Here is a 20,521-nt window from a genome sequence, read left to right as displayed (position 1 = left end):
TTAAAAAATTCATGAAACACCTTTCTATACATAGCCAGAATAATATTTCAATTAGAATTAAGCAATTGCTTTTTTTGATGTTTTTGTTTATTCAAATCGAATTTACTTTTGCCCAGAGCTTACAAAACAAAAATTCATTGCCTAATATTACAGCTCAGGAAACCGTTTTTATCCATTCAAATACAACAACTTTTTTGACTGGTGAGACATTATATTTCAAATTGTATTGTCTAAATCCGTTAAACAATACAACTAGCTTAATAAGCAAAATTGCTTACGTTGAATTGATTGACAGCGAAAAAAAATCGCTTCAAAAAAACAAAATATACTTGGATAAAGGAATTGGAAATGGAGACTACTTTATTCCTACAACTTTAAAAACAGGAAATTATAAAATTGTAGCGTATACGAAATGGATGCTAAACAATGTCAATTCTCAAAAGTATGAAATTGATATTTTTATCATCAACCCATTTCAGACTCAAGAGCAGAATGAAAATATCACATTTGATATTACTAATCCAGCCAAATCGAATACTGCAATTCAAACTTCAAATTACAACGCTGCAAATGATAAAAGAATCGATTTTGAATTTGATAAGGAAAGTTATTACACAAGAGAAAAAGTCAACTTAAAATTAAAGTATTTGACCGAAACAATCGAAAAAGGAAACTATTCTGTTTCTATTCGAAAAACAGATCAGATTCCGACACTAAAACAATTAACAGCATCAGAGTTTGCCAAAAAAACTACTGAGAACTACGTTAATACTCCGAACAGTTTAAATTATGTTCCAGAAATTAGATCTGAATTAATCACAGGAAATCTAACTTCAAAAAACAATCGTGACATCGCCAACAAATCGATTGCATTATCACTGCCAGGGAAAGAATATGTTTTAAAAATTGTGAAAACAAATGCTCAGGGAAAATTTGCCTTTTTATTGGATCAATTTCCAAATTTCCCAAATGCAATACTTCAGGTAATTGATGAAAACCGAAATGACTACACTATCAATTTAGACCCATTTCCAAAATTTGACGCTTCTTCATTGCAATTCACGTCGAAACTGAATTTATCGCCAGAATTAAAAAACGATATTGAAGAAAGATCTACAGCAAGCCAGATTCAAAATGCTTACTATCAGATTAAAAAAGATAGCTTGGTAACAGAAGCTGTTATGAATCCTTTTTTTACTACGGTTGAAAAATCATACGTTTTAGACGATTACACTCGATTCCCAACTTTAAAAGAAAATATCGTTGAAGTCATTGTGGAGCTTTATTACAGAAAGAACAACGGCAAATATCAGCTTCATATAAGAAACAATCAAAAAGATTTAGAATTATATGGTCCGCCATTGGTAATTGTTGATGGACTTCTAATTCAAGATCCAAGTGATCTTTTTGAATACAACATGGCCAATGTTAACAGGGTAAGCTTAATAACAGAACCTTACGTGTATGGTCCAAATCTGTATGGAGGATTAATTAGTTTTGAAACTAAAAACAATGAGTTTTCTGAAAATTATGCGAAGAAGTACCTACAAACAATGGAAATCCAGCGCCCTAATTCTGAAAAAGTATACAACAACCCAGATTATTCAGCTGGAAACAAATTGCAAAGAATTCCTGATTACAGATACCAATTGTTATGGAAACCAGATATCAAACTAGACGCAAAGGAAGAAAATTTATCTTTTTACACTTCTGATATCAAAGGAAATTTTGAAGTTGTCCTAGAAGGTTTTACTGAAAATGGGCATCCTGTATACGTTTCAAAAAATATTACGGTAAAATAATTACATAAAAAATAAAGCCGACAAAAGCCTTGATTGAGTTGTTAATCAGGGCTTTTGCTATTTTATACAATTAAAAATGAAAATTCTAAAAAAAAATAAAATAATTTTTTGTAACTTTTTCGATACTCTATACGTATAACCATTTGTACACTTTAAAAATAGGGAGACAACAACATGAGACAACTTAAAATCACCAAGCAGGTAACTAATCGTGAAACTGCATCGTTAGATAAATATCTACAAGAAATTGGAAAAGTTGACCTAATTACCGCTGATGAAGAGGTAGAATTAGCACAAAGAATAAAGGCTGGTGATCAAAGAGCTTTAGAAAAACTAACAAAAGCCAACCTACGTTTCGTAGTATCTGTGGCTAAACAATATCAAAATCAAGGATTAACTCTTCCGGATTTAATTAATGAAGGAAACTTAGGTTTAATTAAAGCGGCTCAACGTTTTGATGAAACTCGTGGTTTTAAATTCATTTCTTACGCTGTATGGTGGATTCGTCAATCGATTCTTCAAGCTTTAGCTGAACAATCTCGTATTGTACGTTTACCATTAAATAAAATTGGTTCTATCAATAAAATCAACAAAATGTATGCTTTATTAGAGCAATCTAACGAGCGTCCGCCTTCTGCTGAGGAAATTGCAAAAGAACTTGACATGACTGTAAACGACGTAAAAGAGTCTATGAAAAACTCTGGACGTCACCTATCAATGGATGCTCCTCTTGTTGAAGGAGAAGATTCTAACCTTTACGACGTATTGCGTTCTGGAGAATCTCCAAATCCAGATAGAGAATTAATTCACGAATCTCTTCGTACTGAAATTGAGCGTTCATTAGAAACATTAACTCCAAGAGAGGCAGATGTTGTGCGTTTGTATTTTGGTCTTGGCGATCAGCACCCAATGACTCTTGAAGAAATTGGAGAAACTTTCGACTTAACTCGTGAGCGTGTTCGTCAGATTAAAGAAAAAGCAATCCGCAGATTGAAACACACTTCTAGAAGTAAAATCCTTAAAACTTATTTAGGATAAACAATATTAAATTTCAATATTTAAAATCCCAAATTCCAATCTAATTGGGATTTGGAATTTATAACTTGGAATTTTACCCCAAACAACAGTTTGATTGACTGTTCGTTTTTTGATTGATGATTGAAACTCCGGCTGATTACCGGAGTTTTTTATTTTGTCTTTGTTTCTTTAACCGAAAAAAAATTTAAAGAATCTCGCAAAGTCGCAGAGTCGCAAAGAATAATAAACTTTGCGACTCTGCGACTTTGCGAGCATTTCCATAAATAGAGAACTTTGCGTAAATCTTAGCGCACTTTGCGGTTAAATTTCAATCCAAATCATAAAAAATTTATCTTTGCAATAAAACAACACACAACAAATACAATGAAAAATACATTTATTGCTCCTTCAGTTCTTGCTGCCGATTTTGGTAATTTACAGCGTGATGTCGAAATGATTAACAACAGTCAAGCTGATTGGTTTCATATCGATATTATGGATGGAGTCTTTGTTCCGAATATCTCATTCGGGATGCCGGTTTTAGAAGCTATTTCAAAACACGCCAAAAAATACATCGATGTACATTTAATGATTATCGATCCAGATCGTTACATTAAAACTTTTGCAGATTTAGGCGCAAATGGACTAACCGTGCATTACGAAGCCTGCACACACTTGCACAGAACATTGCAGGCTATTAAGACCGAGGGCATGAAAGCTGGAGTTGCCATGAATCCGCATACCAATGTTGATTTGCTGGAAGACGTTATTAATGATATTGATGTAGTCTGCATTATGAGTGTAAACCCAGGGTTTGGCGGACAATCATTCATCGAAAAAACTTATGACAAAGTAAAAAAACTAAAAGCACTGATAACTCGTAAAAATGCTTCAACATTAATTGAGATTGATGGTGGTGTGACGAGCAAAAATGCCAAACAATTGGCAGAAGCCGGTGCAGATGTTTTGGTGGCTGGAAGCTTCGTTTTTAAAGCCGAAAATCCAACAGAAACTATAGCAGATTTGAAAAGCCTTACTGCATTTTAAATTTTCAAAAAAAAGCAAAAAAAAGTCCAAAAAATAATTTTGGACTTTTCTTTTTTTACCCTAAACCTATTTAGGCTCAATCCAATAAGGATTAACTTTAAGCTGTTCTACAACATATTGGATAACCTTCTGAGCTTTTAAACTATTTCCAGTCTTATCTAATGGCGGCGAAATGACAGCAATTCCAAACTTGCCCGGACACACTGCCAATATCCCTCCTCCGACACCACTCTTTGCTGGAAGTCCCGAATTAAACAGCCAAATTCCAGAGTTGTCATAAAGACCTGCAGTTGCCATGACAGGCAAAGTATACATCACTGTCGACTGACTGACAACTTTATTCTTTGTAACAGGATTAACGCCTCCGTTTGCCAACGTTGCAGCCATTGTAGCAAGATCCTTTACATTTACGTTCAATGCACATTGTTTCGTGTAAAGATCTGTTGATTGTACTGGATCAAAATATATTCTGTTATAAGCCAATAACAAATGTGCAATGGCCTGATTTCGCAAATTATCACCAGCCTCACTTATATAAACAGGACGATTTATAGAAAGCTGTCTTCCCGCAAAATCACTTTGAATTTTCTGAATTTCTTTCCATTTTGCTATAGAATCATTACCACGAATAAGGCTTGTGGCCGCAATAGCGCCTGGATTCACAAGAGGATTTATTTTATCTCCTTTATTCATTTCTATTGCAACAATAGAATTAAATGGCAACCCTGTGGCATTCACTCCTATTTTGTCCTCCAAAAACTGGGGGCCTTCTTCTTCAATTACTTTTGCCATCGTAAATACTTTCGATATACTCTGAATTGAAACCATTGAGGTTATATCGCCTTTTGTATATATGGCTCCGTCTGCAGTAACAAGTGCAATACCAAAAATATTGGGATCAACGTTGGCTAATTCTTTAATATAGTCTGCATTTTTTCCTTCTTTTAAATCTTTAAATTTATTAAAGGCATCGTTAAGCGTATTTTCTATATTTTTTTTATTCAGTATTGTTTGGCTATAGCCTTGGTTTATGACAAAAACAATCATTAAACCAACAAAAATCATTTGCTTCTTCATTCTAAAAAAATGCATTCTTATTTGTATTCTGTATTAATTTGTGAGTAAATATTGTTTACTTAAAAATCCTTACTGCTTTTTAGATTTTTAAGATTTGGGAAGAAATCAATTCCAGTCATTTTTTCTAAAGTTTCAATTGGAACAACAAAATCATAAATCGATTTGTCACTTTTCTCGTTTGGAACCAAAAAAGCAATTGCTTTGTGTTCTTTACCATTTTTGGCCAAAACAATTTTATAAAAATACTTAGGAACAGCCACTTTTTCTAGTCCTATTTTTTTATCTGAATCTTTCGCAATTCCGCCAGTTACTACGTAAATATCATTGTATTTTCCTGCCCAATAGCGAGTCTTCTGCTCAATTCTATTCCAAATTCCCGCATTAAATTCTTTTTTCTGAGGAGAAATATTCGAAGTATAAAAAGTATCATTATACGCATCTTTGCTAAATTCCATATCCCCCGCAGGGCAAAGATGTCCTTTATCGTAACCAGAGTTTTTATAATTTCTCCAGTCTGCAGAGCCTGTAGTTACTTTTGGGTCTTCGATAAAGTAAGGCCTTTTATAATCATTATTTTTCAAGTATTCTTTTTTCAATTCATAAGCGACCCATTCAGCTTGCTCAAATTTTTCATTATAAGAAAGCGTGTAATATTGGTGCTTTACAATCTGTTTTGTTGTCGAGGTCGGAAGGTACGAAACGGTGTATGCAGAATCTCCGTAAGTGTTATTGCCTTTAAAAGAGACAACTTCATTACTTTTTATTTCTTCATTATTTTTTATATTTTCTTTTTTACAAGATAGCAATGCAAAACTCAGCAAAACTAAACCTAAACAGCCTTTCATATTTTTTATTTATTTTAGAGGATAAACTTACAAAAAAACGCTCCATAAATTCAAAATTTATAGAGCGTTTTTAAACAAACTAAATTCTTTTCGAACTTAAGATTTCACCAGTTTATCCTTTTTCATTTTAGGAGTAACTGTATTTTTTACCAAACTTTTGGTTTGCAAGTCATCTAAAACATTTAAGGCTTCTTCTACATAAACGTCTTTAGACAAAGCTTGGTGCCAAGCATCTCTTTTTTCCTTTAACGAAGCATCAGCCTTCATTTCTTCTTCTTCGTAAGGAAGCGATTTAAAAATCAGATCATTTTTGTAATCAGAAATTGGCTTATATTTTTTCCCTTCGTTTTCAACTTGCTCTTGAGTTTCTTTGAAGCTCTTAATATTCAAGCTATATACATTCTCTTTGTTTTTAACATCGATCCATTTGGCATTGTCATCGATTAATTTAAACTGAGCATTTTGAGCTATTCTATTTTTACTATTATTAATCGCTTTTGTAAAATTCTCATTAGAAGTCCAAGTGCTATAATCAGCTGGATCTATTTTATCCCAAGGCATTGCATTATCAATATCTCTCTCGCCCATTTTTAGGTACGCATATCGATCTGGCATTACCACATCGCTATGAACTCCTTCTAATTGAGTTGAGCCTCCATTAATTCTATAAAACTTCTGCCCTGTAATTTTTAGTGCTCCAAGATCTCCATAATTTGCGTTACGCACAAACTGATTTAAATCTAGTACATTCTGCACGGTTCCTTTACCATAAGTTTGTTTGCTTCCGATAATTACACCACGTTTGTAATCTTGAATTGCAGCCGCCAAAATTTCAGACGCCGAAGCAGAAAAACTATTTACCATGATAACCAATGGGCCATCCCATTCGATTTTTTTATCTTTATCGTATAAAACTTCTTTCTTTTTACCAGCAGATTTTACTTGTACAATCGGTCCTTCTTCGATAAACAAACCAGCAATATCAACAACTGTAGAAAGAGATCCTCCGCCATCATCTCGAACGTCTAGAACAATACCATTGATATTTTCTTTTTTCAATCTTTCTACTTCACGAGCAATATCTTTTCCAGCATCACGCCCATCTTTATTTTCAAAGTCGATATAAAATTTTGGAAGGTAAATCACTCCGTATTTTAAACCGTTTTTCTCAACAACACTAGATTTAGCGTAGGTTTCTTCAATTTCAACAACATCACGAATGATAGAAATAACCTTGATAGAACCGTCAACTTTTTTAACTGTCAGTTTTACCTCAGTTCCTTTGTGACCTTTGATTTTTTTCACAACATCATCCAAACGCATTCCAACAACATCTACAGGCTCCTCATTTCCTTGAGCAACTTTCAAGATTAAATCTCCAGCTTCAAGCTGTTTTCCTTTCCAAGCTGGACCGCCAGAAATTAATTCGTCAATTTGAGTAAAATCGTTTTTCTTAGTCAAACGAGCTCCGATACCTTCTAGTTTTCCACTGATGTTTACGTCAAAACGATCTTTTTCTTCTGGTGCAAAATAGCTTGTATGCGGATCAAAACGAGCCATAATAGAATTCAAATACACAGAAAACCAATATTCTCTATTCAAATCTTTAATCACACTAAAATTATCATCTAGAGATTTTAAAGAGCTTTCGCGAGTTTCTTTTTCTAAAGTTTCAAAAGATTTCTCTTTGTAAGCTGGATCTTTTTTCTTCTTTTCTTCTTCAATTTTTTGTTTTGTAACTAAAGAAGAAAGAGTTGATAATTTAATTTGTTTTCTCCATCTCTCGTTAATCTCCGTTAAGTTTTTTGCATACGGAATCTTTTCATAATCAGCGTCAAAAGTCTCATCCACATTGTAGTTGAATGGCTGAGCTAAAATCGTTTTGTAACGTTTTTTACTTTCTTCCATACGTTTCATAAGCCTTGTATAAGTAAGGTTGAAGAACGTAATATCTTTATTCAAAAATTGATCATCCAGCATTAATTCGTACTGCTTGAACTCGTCAATATCTGACTGAAGGAAGAATCTTTTTGATGGGTCTAAAGCATCTATATAATCTTTAAAAATACCTTTTGAGAATTCATCATTTATTTCTGCCGGACTATAATGTCCTTTCTCAATAACAAATGCTAATAATTCTAAAAGTGTCTTGTCTCTGTTCGGATCTGGATCGATTGTCCTATCAGCATTCATCTTAAATGCAAATAATGTAAGCGATAAGCACAATACGGCTATGAGTATCTTATAATTTCTTTTCATAAACTTTATAATAGCATTCATCAATTTTTTTATCTAAGTTACGTTAAAAACTATGCCACGAGAGCTAACGCTTCGATAATTTTTTGTTAAAGATATAAAAATGTTTAATTCGTAAAAAAGTTCTTTACCTTAGTTGACAAATTTTGCAGTATTTGTGGCTTATCCTAAAGAATCTGTGACTAAATTTGTTTTTAAAATCTTACAATTGTTAAAATTACACATAATATTTATTATATGAAAGCTGAAAAACCACTTATATTAGTGACCAACGATGATGGTATTTTGGCTCCCGGAATTAGAGCCCTCATCAGCGTCATGGAAACGATTGGCGATGTCATTGTCGTTGCGCCAGACAAACCCCAAAGCGCGATGGGGCACGCGATTACAGTCAACAACACTTTATTCATCGATAAAATTTCTAAAGAAAATGACACAATTGCAGAGTACAGCTGTTCTGGAACTCCTGTAGATTGTGTAAAACTGGCAGTAAACGAAATCTTAAAGCGCAAACCCGATTTATGCGTTTCGGGAATCAACCACGGATCTAATTCTTCTATCAATGTTATTTACTCCGGAACCATGAGTGCGGCAGTAGAGGCAGGAATCGAGGGCATTCAGGCAATTGGTTTTTCTCTTTTGGATTTTGATTGGAATGCTGATTTTGAACAGATTAAATCTTTCGTAAAAAAAATCACATTAGAAACTCTGGCCAATAAACTGCCGCCGGGGGTTGTTTTAAACGTGAATTTTCCAAAATTAAAAGAATCTGAAATTAAAGGAATTAAAGTTTGCCGTCAAGCGAAAGCTTACTACGCACAGAAATTTGATAAAAGACAAACCCCTTTTGGAAAAGATTATTACTGGCTTGCAGGAAAATTTGTAAACGAAGATAAAGGAGAAGATACCGACGAATGGGCTCTGGCAAACGGATACATTTCTGTAGTTCCCGTGCAATTTGACTTGACTGCCCACCATTCTATCCAACAACTTAATACTTGGAAATTAAATGACTAAAGAAATACTAATTGGTTTTTTAATCGGAATTTTTACAGCTCTCCTAGGAAGCTATCTGTTTATCACCTTTTTTACCACATTTGACATTTCATCTGGATTTAAAATGATTCGGGAATACGGTTATCTTGGAAAAATAATTACCATAGGCACACTTTTAGATCTTGGTGTATTTGCTATTCTTTTAAAAAGAAACAAAGAATTCATGGCTCGAGGCGTAATTTTGGCCGTGATTGTACTGGCCATTTCTACATTAGTTATTTAAATCTTATCTTTGCTAAGTTCCCTTTAGTAGTTACAACTTTAGCACATTTACAAAAAAACCAACATGAAGTATTACATAATTGCAGGAGAAGCCTCTGGAGATTTACACGGTTCCAACTTAATGAAGGCATTATATATTGAAGATCCAGAAGCAGAAATTAGATTTTGGGGCGGAGACTTAATGCAGAAAGCAGGCGGAACTCTCGTAAAACACTATCGCGACTTGGCTTTTATGGGCTTTATTGAAGTGGTTTTCAACTTAAAAACCATTTTAAACAATATTAAAATCTGTAAAAAAGACATCACGGAGTTTCAGCCAGATGTGATTATTTTTATTGATTATCCGGGTTTTAATATGCGAATTGCTAAATGGGCAAAAGAACTGGGCTATAAAACACATTATTACATTTCTCCTCAAATTTGGGCTTGGAAAGAAAATCGAATTAAAGCGATCAAACAAGACGTTGATAAAATGTATGTGATTCTGCCTTTTGAAAAAAGTTTTTACGAGGACAAGCATCATTTCCCTGTCGATTTTGTTGGACATCCGCTTATTGATGCCATTCAGAATCAGCCTGCTTTTGACGAAGCATTATTTAGAAAAGAAAATAATCTTGGCGAAAAACCAATTATCGCTGTCCTGCCTGGAAGCCGCAAACAGGAAATTACTAAAATGCTAAGCGTAATGCTGAGTGTTGTTGATGATTTTCAGGATTACGAATTTGTAATTGCAGGTGCTCCAAGTCAGGAATACGAATTCTATCAGCAATTTTTAAAAAATAAAAACGTCGCATTTGTTTCGAATAAAACGTACGATTTATTGCGTTCTTCGACAGCTGCACTAGTAACTTCTGGAACGGCAACTCTTGAAACTGCGCTTTTTAAAGTGCCCGAAGTGGTTTGCTATAAAGGAAGCGAAGTTTCGTATCAGATTGCTAAACGAATTATTACCCTAAAATACATTTCTCTTGTAAATTTAATCATGGATCAAGAAGTGGTAACCGAATTGATTCAGGGTGATTGCAATAAAAAAAGAATTAAAGAAGAACTTCAAAAATTATTAGAGCCTAGTCATCGCAATAAAGTGCTGCAAAATTACGATATATTAGAACAAAAGTTAGGCGGAGTGGGCGCGAGTAAAAACACCGCGAAACTTATTGTTGCCGATTTAAAACAAACTAATTAATCTATTTTGAAAAGAATACTCCTTTTTTTGCTTGTAGCCATTGCTTTTACTTCTTGTAAGTCAACTTCTTCTGTTGCAAACAAAAACGAATCTAAAAGAGAAAGCAAAACTTTGGTTAACCATCTTGTCGAAAAAGCAACTGACAATATTGGGGTTCGCTATAAAGCAGGAGGAACTACAAAAAGCGGTTTTGACTGTTCTGGATTGGTTTACACTACTTTTGAAAGTGAAAATATCTCACTTCCAAGAAGCTCTTATGAACAAGCAAAAATTGGAAAAGTCATTCCGTTAACCGATGCAAAAAAAGGCGATTTAATTTTCTTTAAAACTAACAAAAGCAGACAAATTAATCATGTCGGATTAATCACAGAAGTCAATTCTGATGAAATAAAATTTGTGCATTCGTCTACATCAAAAGGAGTAATCATTTCTTCTACCAAAGAGCCTTACTATAAAAACTCTTTCGAACAAGTCAATAGAGTTATTCCGTAAAATAATATTTTTTTTATTATTTTTCTTACAAATATTTAATACTTTTAAACCATGAAAGTATTAGATTTTCCGTTAGCAAAAATTACAATTGCCTTTATACTCGGGGTAATTGCTTCGTATTATCTGCATTTTTCTGATCATGTCATTGCCATTTCAGTTTTGGTTAGCTTTATAGCATTCTGCGCAGACTTTTTTTGGAGCTTAAAGCACAGTAAAAAATCAATCTTATTTGGAAGTTTGAGTTATATTCTGTCTTTCTGCATTGGAGCATTAACACTTTTATGCCATACCGAAAGCCTTCAAAAAAGCAACTACACACATTGCAAAATAGCTTTTAAAAATCCTCAATCAGTAATATTAATTTTAAGGGAAAAACTAAAAAGCAACGATTATAGCGACCGATATATTGGTCTGGTAAAAACGATATCAGGAAAGTCCTATTCGGGAAAAATTATCATAAACATTCAGAAAGACAGCATAAAAAACCACTTGATAATAGGAAACAGACTTAAAATTAAAACGATTTTACAGCAAAACAAACCTAGTAAAAATCCCAATCAATTTGATTACGGCAAATATTTGGCAAACAAGCAGATTTATGCGCAGATTTATTGCCAGAAAAAGGAAATTTCGGTAAGTAAAACCATTCAAAAAGACATTTGGTATTATTGTGCTCAATTGCATTCGAGAATAATTTCCAATCTTGAAAAATCAAAATTCAATAAAGCCGAAATGAATGTTGCCCTAGCATTAATTTTAGGACAGCAGCAGGAGATTTCGCAAGATATTATTCAGGATTATCAATATTCTGGAGCAACGCACATTTTATCTGTTTCAGGTCTTCATGTTGGCTTTATAATGTTTTTTATAACCTTTATACTGAAGCCAATTCCAAATACAAGAAAAGGCTCTTTTTTAAAACTAGCATCAATTCTAATTTCCTTGGCTGGTTTCGCCATAATTTCTGGCCTATCCCCATCGGTTTTGAGATCTGTGGTTATGTTTTCATTTCTTGCAATCGGAAATCATTTACGTCGAAATGGCAATATATATCACACTTTATTGGTTTCAATTTTACTGATATTACTTTTTGAACCGTATTTTTTATTTGATGTTGGTTTTCAATTAAGCTACGTCGCATTATTTTTTATTCTTTGGCTGCAACCGATTTTAAAAAACATCTATAAGCCAAAATACAAGTTAACAGTTTATATTTGGGAAGCCCTTACGGTTTCTTTTGCCGCACAAATTGGCACTTTGCCTTTATGCCTTTACTATTTCCATCAATTTCCGGGCTTATTTTTTGTCACAAATATTATTATACTTCCTGTTTTATCCTTTATTATGATTGCTGGCATTGTGATCATAATTATTGCAATTTTTGCCAGCCCTCCATTACTTCTTACAATGGTTTTTGAAAAAAGCATTTATTTGCTAAATCTTATGGTTCATGCAGTTGCTTCTGCAGATGCTTTCGTTATACGAGACATAAGCTTTAATTTTTATCATTTAGTTGCCTTCACATTCTTTATTATTGACTCTATAATTTGGATTAAAAAACCAAGCTTCAACAAATTAATATTGGTATTGGTCTCAATTATTACAATTCAGCTTGCTTTTATTTTAAGTAAAATTGAAACTGAAAATGAAGAAGAGCTGATTGTTTACAATGAAAAAAACAGCACGCTTATTTCTGAGCGATTAGGAAGAAACTTTATACTTTACAGCAGAGACAGCAATCATAAAGAAGTCAATAAAAAGAATATAAATTCGTATCTTGTTGGAAATTCAATCACCTTGTCTGCAATTAAAGAGGTTAAAAATGTGCTTTACTTTAAAAACACCAAAATTTTAATCATTGACAGTACGAAAACTTTTTCCAAGAAAATCAAGCCAGACATTTTAATTCTTACGCAGACTTCAAAAATAAATCTGGATCGGGTACTGCAAGATATTCATCCAAAAATTGTCATAGCTGATGGCTCTAATTCCAATTCTATACAGAAATGCTGGAAAAACAGCTGTCTCAAAAAAAACATCCCCTTTCATTCGACAAAAGAAAAGGGATACTATCAATTATAATTTTATTCTGGGTTTAAAATTGAATTGGATTCAGAAATCCAGGTTTTAACGCCAGAACTTGTGTAGGCAATAAGCCCTAATTTATTAAAATTGGTTTTCCCTTTTCTGACGGTTACCTCAGAAAAACATACCTGAGGAATGTCCTCTATACCAAAAGCATTCTTTAACATTAGATTTTGCTCTTTAGCAGCATCAGAAATGGAAGAATCAGAAAGATCAAGTTTCACCAAAATAACATTTTTGCGCGACCATTCTTCAAACTCGCGAGTAGCAAAAATTTCATTTTGCAGCTGAGAGCTTACGCCTTGAGCTGTAAAGAAAATCAATAAAGGCTTTCTTTTTTCTGCACTTGCAGTTACAGCATCATTGATATCGGTTTTCCAGATTATATTTTGGGAGTTCATATAAAATGGGCTAAAAAAAAGCAATAGGATAAGTAGATTTTTTGGCATATAATTTTGGTTTTGATTATGTTAATAAAACTAAAATAATACAAAAAAAGAATCAAATAAAAATTTTAAGCAATTAAAAATCAACTTATAAGCATTAAAATCAAATTGACAATATATGGGCCTTTTTTTAATAAATGCAAAACAAACATTATTTAAAATAATCAAATTCTTGATAGCCTTCTTAAGAATAAAAAAATCCCCTCCTATTAGAAATAGAAGAGGACTAAAAAAAATTAAAATAAAAGTCGAATGAAATCGTTTACTATTCTGCTGGATGTAAAATTGCATTTGATTCTGCAATCCAAGCTTTTGCTCCTCCAGGTTTGTAGGCTATTTTTCCTAAAGCGCTAAATGTCGTTTTGTTTTTTCTTACCGACGCCATTGCAAAACATACTTCTGGAAGATCTTGAACACCAAATGCATTTTTCAATTTCACATTTTGTTCTCGATCGCTATCTGAAGCATTCATATCAGACAAATCTAATTTTACTAAGACCACGTTGTCTCGTGACCAAACAGCAAAATCGGGCGTTTTAAAGATTTCGTTTTGAAGATTTTCTGGTACACCTGAGGCAGTGAATAAAATCAACATTGGTTTTTTTTGGTCATTGCTTATAGCAATAGCATCTGTCATGTTTGTTCTCCATGCTAAGTTTTGTGCTTGCGTCATAAATGAACCTAAAAAAAACAGTAGGAAAAGTAATTTTTTAGTCATATAAATTGGTTTTGGTTAGATTAGCGAGACGAAATTAACATTATATTTTAATTATCCAAATTATATTAATACAAAAAATAAATTATGTGTTTTTTTATCCGCAATAAAATACAAAATATTCAATTTAAAAGAACATTTATAAAGAATTTTTCCTACTAAACAAAAAAAAGCCCCTTACTATGTAAGAGGCTTTTCAATTTATTATCTAAAAATTTATATTTTTTTTGGATGCACGATACTTTCAGCCACCGTTAGCCAAGCTGAGGGACCACCCGCAACATATCCTGTTTTACCGAGACCTTTAAAATTCACTTTACCATCCTTAGTTTCTGCACTTGTAAAATAAACCGTTGGAAATCCCTGAATACCAAAAGCTTGCTGTAATTCGTTATTCTGATTTTTAAGCTCAGGAGTCTGTGCAACAGCTCTTGGATAATCTAATTCGACTAAAACAACATTATCTGTCGCCCATTTCTTAAACTCCGCAGTTTTCAAAACTTCATTTTGCAGACGAATACACCATCCACACCAATCACTGCCTGTGAAAAACATCAGCAAAGGCTTCTGTTCCTTATTACTCACCGTAATTGCTTCTCTAACATCTGTATACCATTTCAACTCTTGTGCCTGCATATTTGCCGCACCGATTAAAAACAAAGCAATAAGTATTATTTTTTTCATAATGGGAATTTTATACAAATTTATGCAAAAACTAATTACGATATAATTATTTAACTTCTTGCATTAATCTTCTGATTAACGGAGTTGCAACAATTAGAATGATACCAGCAATTAGAGAATAAACGGCCAATTGATAATATCCATCAGTATAGGCAATAAGCTTAGACATTAATGTAGTTCCAGTATTGGCATCAGATATTTCAGCTCCTAATTTTCCTGCCGCAAACTGACCGAAGGCACTTGACAAGAACCATAATCCCATCATCATCCCGAACAATCTTTTCGGTGATAATTTAGTGATTACCGACATCCCAATCGGACCGATACACAATTCTCCAAGTGTATATACAAGATATCCTAAAGCAAAAACGTCAAGAGAACTCAACCCGTCTTTGTTTACAAAAAATCTAGCTGTATAAAAAATAAAGAAACCTGCTGCAAGCAAAACAAATGATAAACCAAACTTAATAACAGTATTCGGTTCAATTTTTCGCTTTGCCATAAATATCCACAACAATCCTACTAATGGACTAAAAATAACAACATATAATGAGTTGATACTATTGTTTACCACATTTGGATCAATATGAAAAAATAGCAATTTGTTTGATAGATTATCTTTTGCAAACAATGATAGCGAACCTCCTGATTGCTCAGAAATTGCCATAAACATAAAATAGCCAAAAATGAATACAAATGCGGCCAAAAGTTTTCGCTGCTGCTTTCCATCCTTTAACATTATCAGTTCATATGCAAAATACGCCAATGCTACTATTCCCATAGTATACATAAAGTACTCTGTAAAATCAGAATTGATAACCATTATATACACTAACGGAATAACAACAAAGGATCCTACATAAACTGCTATCTCGTAAAGATTACGTTTTTTAGGCGCATGATTTTCTAACGGAGAATTTCCAATTGGCGCTAAATGTTTTTTAGTCAGAAGGAAAGTTATAACCCCTATAATCATAACAATTGCAGCTGAAAGAAAACAAAGGCTCCAAGAATAGTTTTTACCTAAATAAATAGGAATTGCTCCACCAAGCATTCCTCCTATATTAATTCCGGCATAAAACAATCCGTAACCCGCATCTCGGCGACCGTCATTTTCATGATACAGCTCCCCTACCATTGAAGATACATTTGGCTTAAAAAAACCTGTACCGATAATGGAAAGCGTTATTCCATAATAAAAGAAATCATGGGGAGAAGCTGCAATAAGCAAATTTCCAAGAATCATGACAATCCCTCCAAAAAGAAGTGATTTTTTAAATCCTAAAATTTTATCTGCAAAAATTCCTCCGATAAATGTAAAAGCATAAACAAACGCCTGAATCGCTCCGTATTGTAAATTTGCTTTCCCTTCAACGAGACCTAGTTGGTCTACCATAAAAAAAGCTAAAACTCCTCTCATTCCGTAGAAACAAAAACGCTCCCACATTTCAACCAAAAATAAGTACCACAATTGTTTTGGGTACTTACCCTCAAAATTTTGAATTTCTTCTAAAGTAATATTGTTTTCCATTCTAATTATCTAACACCGTGCATTAATTTTTTCAATAGTGGCGTTAAAGCAAACAATAAAATTGCAGCAATACCAGTCAGAACAACAAACACCATAAAGAATTCATATAAGTTATGGATTTCAAATCCTGCAAAAATTGGATTTTGAGCACTAATCTGATGGTGATCTAACAAAGCCAATTGGTCTGCCGAAAGGGTTATTTTTTTATCTAAAACTGCCTGAAGATCGATTCCTAGTTCTTTTGCTTTGGCAAATTTATCGCCTGTTGCCGGCAAGATAGAACCTAAAGTTCCTCCTAAAGCATATCCTGATGCATTCGATAAAAAGAAAACTCCGTATAATAATGATGCAAAACGTTTTGGAGATAATTTACCAACCAATGACAATCCAATTGGAGACAAACACAATTCTGCACACGTATTTAAGAAATATAATAAAATAAGCCATTTAACTAATAAAAGCCCCGAAGTTCCGATGTAAGAAACTTGAGTTGCGATCATAAAGAAACTAATAGAAATCACAACTAAACCAACTGCTAATTTTACTGGCGAAATTGGCTCTTTTCCTTTAGCTCTTAAAGTATCCCATAAAATACTAAAAGGAACTGCTAAAACCACAACGAATAATCCGTTAAAAATTTGAACCATTGAAGGCGGCATTGCCCACCCAAAGAAATGTCTGTCTGTCTGGTTATCTGCAATAAAAGTCAATGACGAACCTGCTTGCTCAAACGCAGCCCAAAAGAAAATAATAAAGAATGATACGATATAAATCACATAAATTCTATCTCTTTCAATTTTAGTTAGAGAAGTATCCGAGATAATTAATCCTGCTAATGCCAAACCGCTCGAATAAATCAACGTGTAAATTAAGTTCTGACCTACCACATAATGGAAAAAGAATCCTAAAGCAATAAATGCAATTCCCGCACCAATAAGAGCTTTAGTCGAGAAGTTTGCTTGCTGTGCTTCTCCTTCTTCAAAATCTGAAGCTTCATTTTTAGATGGCAATCCTCCTAATGGTTTTCCTTCTGGAGAAACTACATATTTGTTTTTTAAGAAGTAAAAAAGAATTGTACCTAACAACATTGCAGTAGAAGCCGCTAAGAACCCCCATCTGAAAGCATGAATATCTCTAATTCCTCCTGCATCCTTAACATCGCCTAATAATGGACAGATTGACTGACCAAGAAATGCTCCGATGTTAATTCCCATATAGAAAATAGTAAAAGCACTATCTAATTTTGTTTTTTCTTGTTTTGGATACAAACTTCCAACCATACTAGAAATATTCGGTTTAAAGAATCCATTACCAAAAACAATTACTCCTAATGCAGAGTACATAATAATTTTAGCTAGCGGTATATTATTTTCAAAAACACTTCCGCTTGTAAACAAAAGCAATTGCCCTATTGCCATTAATAATCCTCCCAGTAGAATACAATTTCTGTTTCCTAAATAGCGGTCAGCAACAAAACCACCTAGCATTGGGGTCAAATAACAAAGTCCAAGGAAACCTCCATAAATTAATGATGCTTCTTCTTCCTTCATTAATAATGAATTCACAAGAAATAAAGTCAATAAAGCGCGCATTCCATAAAAATTGAATCGCTCCCACATCTCCGTTCCAAATAATACCCAAAGACCTTTTGGATGCGCTGTTTTTACTTGAGTTTCTCCCATACTATTCTGTTTAATTAGGTTTAATATATTTCTAGATTATAAATTTTCTTTGATAAAATTGGTCATTTTGGTATAAAGCTGCACTCTGGTTTTTCCGCCATAAATACCGTGATCTTTATCTGGGTAAATTTGAGAATCAAATTGTTTATTTGCCTGAATTAAAGCTTCCATCATCTGCATGGTATTTTGAACATGAACATTATCATCTGCAGAACCATGTATCAGCAAGAACTTTCCTTTCAATTTATCAACGTGGTTTATAGGAGAGTTTTGGTCGTATCCGCTTGCATTTTCTTGCGGAGTCTGCATATATCTTTCTGTGTAGACGCTGTCATAAAATCTCCAGTTCGTAACTGGCGCAACAGCAATTGCCATTTTGAAAACATCATTTCCTTGGAAAATACAATTAGAAGCCATAAATCCACCGTAGCTCCATCCGAAGATTCCAATTCTTGAAGCATCAACATAAGGATAAGCTCCAATTACTTTTGCGGCACCAATCTGGTCTTCAACTTCGTATTTTCCTAATTCTTTCTGAGTCACTTTTTTGAAATCAGCACCTTTGTATCCTGTACCTCTTCCGTCAACACAAGCTACGATGTAACCTTGCTGTGTTAATGAAGCGAACCAGTAATCATTAGAATTATTCCATTGGTTTGCTACCTGCTGAGATCCTGGACCAGAATATTGGAACATGAAAACAGGGTATTTTTTTGAAGGATCAAAATCTTTTGGTTTTAAAATCCACGCATTCAATTCATTTCCTTTTGCTGTTTTTAAAACAAAATATTCTTTTGAAGGAAGATCATATGCTTTCAATTTATCAGCAAGAGCCTGGTTATTTTCGATAACCTGAATTTCTTTTCCTGATTTAGCCTCGTTTAAAGTATAAGTTGTAGGCTGTGTACTACTTGAGAACGTTGTAATGAAGTATTGGAAATTTGGACTGAAAGTCGCTGCACTTGTTCCAGTTTTTGAAGACAAACGCACTTTGTTTTTTCCATCTAAACCAATTCTGTAAAGATCTCTGTTGATAGAACCATTTTCTGTAGATTGGTAGAAAATAGTTTTTGTTTTTTCATCAAAACCGTAGTATGAAACCACTTCCCAGTTCCCTTTAGTAACTTGATTTTTAAGTTTTCCGTTTTTATCATACACATAAATATGATTAAAACCGTCTTTTTCGCTTGTCCAAATAAAACTGTTATCTTTCAAGAAAGTTAAATTATCAGTTATATCTACGTAAGCTTTATCTTTTTCATTTAAAACCACTTTTGCAGTTGCAGTATTACCATCAATAAATAATATATCTAAATTGTCTTGATGGCGGTTTAAAACCTGTGCAGAAAGTACATTTGCATCATTTGTCCATTGCATTCTAGCAATGTAGAAATCATTATAATTTCCTAAATCGACTTTTTTTGTTGCTCCTGCTGCTACATCATAGATATGCAATGAAACTTCTGAATTTTTCTCTCCTGCTTTAGGATATTTAAAAGTTTCAGTTTTCGGATATAAATCTTTATGGAAAATTGACATTGAAAATTCAGGAACTTGGCTTTCGTCAAAACGAATGTAAGCTACTTTTTTACTGTCTTTGCTCCAGTCGAAAGCGCGTACAAAAGCAAATTCTTCTTCGTAAACCCAGTCAGTAATACCGTTTATAACAGCATTTTTCTTTCCGTCTGTTGTAATTGGAGTAGATTTTTTTGATGCTACGTCGTATACATATAAATTGTTTTCTCTTGCGTAAGCGATTTTAGTTCCGTCTGGTGAGAAAGTTGGTTCTTGAATCTGGAAATCAACAAGTTTAATCAGAGATTTTGCTGCGATATCGTAGAGAAAATAATCTGCAGTAAAAGAGTGACGGAATATTTTAGAAGAATTACAAGCAATTAAGATCTTTTTTTCAGAAGCATCAAAAGTATAGCTGTTGATTCCGTTGGCAAGTTCTTTAAAATTTTTAGTATCAATAAGATTCGATACTTTTTTCAGGGTCGCAAAATCGTATAAATCAATCTGCATACTTCTGCTCGCCTGATCAACATTTAAAACAGTATATTGATTTGTATTTTTTAGCGATTGCAGTTCATCCATTCCTTTAGCCCGGAAAATACCGCTAAAAACATTTTCGACAGTTATTTTCTGCTGCCCAAAAACAACCGCAGTTAAAAATAAAAGTACTGCAGTAAATTTACTTGTATTCATTAGAATTATTTTAAATATAAAAAGAGCCCAATTTTAGTAAAAAAAATAAACATAATACACATTTTAAGTGTTAAATGTTAAAAAAAATAACGATTGCGTACTTTCATGTCTGAAATAGATTGCAATCAAAACTCTTAAAATAGTATCTTTGCCGCAACATTATTATTTAA

The 20,521-nt window shown here is 33.3% G+C and carries 17 protein-coding genes; 8 read left to right on the top strand and 9 right to left on the bottom strand.

The genetic code is table 11. The features are described 5' to 3' along the window. Nucleotides 1-11: 11 nt before the first annotated feature. The 3 genes from N4T20_RS06890 (at nt 12) to rpe (ending at nt 3,866) form a co-directional block, all read left to right on the top strand. Nucleotides 12-1,802 carry a hypothetical protein gene (locus N4T20_RS06890; RefSeq protein WP_260672336.1) on the top strand — a complete coding sequence of 597 codons (1,791 nt, stop codon included), beginning with the start codon at nt 12-14 and terminating at the stop codon, nt 1,800-1,802. Between the two features lie 174 nt (nt 1,803-1,976). Then, nucleotides 1,977-2,840 carry an RNA polymerase sigma factor RpoD/SigA gene (locus tag N4T20_RS06885; RefSeq protein WP_007804760.1) on the top strand — a complete coding sequence of 288 codons (864 nt, stop codon included), beginning with the start codon at nt 1,977-1,979 and terminating at the stop codon, nt 2,838-2,840. 363 nt (nt 2,841-3,203) lie between these two features. Then, nucleotides 3,204-3,866 carry a ribulose-phosphate 3-epimerase gene (gene rpe / locus N4T20_RS06880; protein WP_260672335.1) on the top strand — a complete coding sequence of 221 codons (663 nt, stop codon included), beginning with the start codon at nt 3,204-3,206 and terminating at the stop codon, nt 3,864-3,866. 66 nt (nt 3,867-3,932) lie between these two features. On the opposite strand, the gene glsA is transcribed toward rpe, so the two are convergent. From glsA to N4T20_RS06865, 3 genes are all read right to left on the bottom strand, one after another. Further along, nucleotides 3,933-4,943 (bottom strand): glutaminase A, encoded by a 1,011-nt coding sequence (gene glsA, locus N4T20_RS06875; protein WP_260672334.1) that lies wholly within the window; start codon nt 4,941-4,943, stop codon nt 3,933-3,935. A 59-nt stretch (nt 4,944-5,002) separates the two neighbouring features. Beyond that, a complete protein-coding gene (locus tag N4T20_RS06870; RefSeq protein ID WP_260672333.1) occupies nt 5,003-5,788 on the bottom strand; it encodes a DNA/RNA non-specific endonuclease in 786 nt (261 codons plus the stop codon). A gap of 96 nt (nt 5,789-5,884) precedes the next feature. Next, entirely contained in the window at nt 5,885-8,068 is a 2,184-nt protein-coding gene (locus N4T20_RS06865) for a carboxy terminal-processing peptidase (protein WP_260672332.1), read from the bottom strand. A gap of 213 nt (nt 8,069-8,281) precedes the next feature. Between N4T20_RS06865 and surE the strand changes: the two genes are divergently transcribed. The 5 genes from surE to N4T20_RS06840 all read left to right on the top strand — a co-directional run bounded on the left by surE (nt 8,282) and on the right by N4T20_RS06840 (nt 13,082). Next, nucleotides 8,282-9,061 carry a 5'/3'-nucleotidase SurE gene (gene surE / locus N4T20_RS06860; protein ID WP_260672331.1) on the top strand — a complete coding sequence of 260 codons (780 nt, stop codon included), beginning with the start codon at nt 8,282-8,284 and terminating at the stop codon, nt 9,059-9,061. Next, the gene (locus N4T20_RS06855) at nt 9,054-9,323 is read left to right on the top strand and encodes a hypothetical protein (protein ID WP_260672330.1); all 270 of its coding nucleotides are present in this window, start codon (nt 9,054-9,056) and stop codon (nt 9,321-9,323) included. The genes surE and N4T20_RS06855 overlap by 8 nt, the downstream gene beginning before the upstream one ends. Before the next feature lie 63 nt (nt 9,324-9,386). Next, the gene (lpxB, locus tag N4T20_RS06850) at nt 9,387-10,508 is read left to right on the top strand and encodes a lipid-A-disaccharide synthase (RefSeq protein ID WP_260672329.1); all 1,122 of its coding nucleotides are present in this window, start codon (nt 9,387-9,389) and stop codon (nt 10,506-10,508) included. Between the two features lie 6 nt (nt 10,509-10,514). After that, entirely contained in the window at nt 10,515-11,000 is a 486-nt protein-coding gene (locus tag N4T20_RS06845) for a C40 family peptidase (protein ID WP_260672328.1), read from the top strand. A 51-nt stretch (nt 11,001-11,051) separates the two neighbouring features. Beyond that, entirely contained in the window at nt 11,052-13,082 is a 2,031-nt protein-coding gene (locus tag N4T20_RS06840; protein WP_260672327.1) for a ComEC/Rec2 family competence protein, read from the top strand. 2 nt (nt 13,083-13,084) lie between these two features. On the opposite strand, the gene N4T20_RS06835 is transcribed toward N4T20_RS06840, so the two are convergent. The 6 genes from N4T20_RS06835 to N4T20_RS06810 form a co-directional block, all read right to left on the bottom strand. Then, entirely contained in the window at nt 13,085-13,534 is a 450-nt protein-coding gene (locus N4T20_RS06835) for a thioredoxin family protein (protein ID WP_260672326.1), read from the bottom strand. 262 nt (nt 13,535-13,796) lie between these two features. Beyond that, nucleotides 13,797-14,249 (bottom strand): thioredoxin family protein, encoded by a 453-nt coding sequence (locus N4T20_RS06830; protein ID WP_260672325.1) that lies wholly within the window; start codon nt 14,247-14,249, stop codon nt 13,797-13,799. A 213-nt stretch (nt 14,250-14,462) separates the two neighbouring features. Beyond that, on the bottom strand, nt 14,463-14,930 hold the full coding sequence (locus tag N4T20_RS06825; protein WP_260672324.1) for a thioredoxin family protein: 468 nt from the start codon (nt 14,928-14,930) through the stop codon (nt 14,463-14,465). 46 nt (nt 14,931-14,976) lie between these two features. Beyond that, entirely contained in the window at nt 14,977-16,461 is a 1,485-nt protein-coding gene (locus tag N4T20_RS06820; protein ID WP_260672323.1) for a peptide MFS transporter, read from the bottom strand. 5 nt (nt 16,462-16,466) lie between these two features. Beyond that, nucleotides 16,467-18,143: a peptide MFS transporter gene (locus N4T20_RS06815; RefSeq protein ID WP_260672322.1), complete on the bottom strand. Its 1,677-nt coding sequence runs from the start codon at nt 18,141-18,143 to the stop codon at nt 16,467-16,469. 36 nt (nt 18,144-18,179) lie between these two features. Beyond that, on the bottom strand, nt 18,180-20,351 hold the full coding sequence (locus tag N4T20_RS06810; protein WP_260672321.1) for a S9 family peptidase: 2,172 nt from the start codon (nt 20,349-20,351) through the stop codon (nt 18,180-18,182). Between the last annotated feature and the right edge of the window lie 170 nt (nt 20,352-20,521).

It is taken from the genome of Flavobacterium sp. TR2, assembly GCF_025252405.1.
Taxonomy (GTDB): domain Bacteria; phylum Bacteroidota; class Bacteroidia; order Flavobacteriales; family Flavobacteriaceae; genus Flavobacterium.
This window is presented reverse-complemented; position numbering and strand designations above follow the sequence as displayed.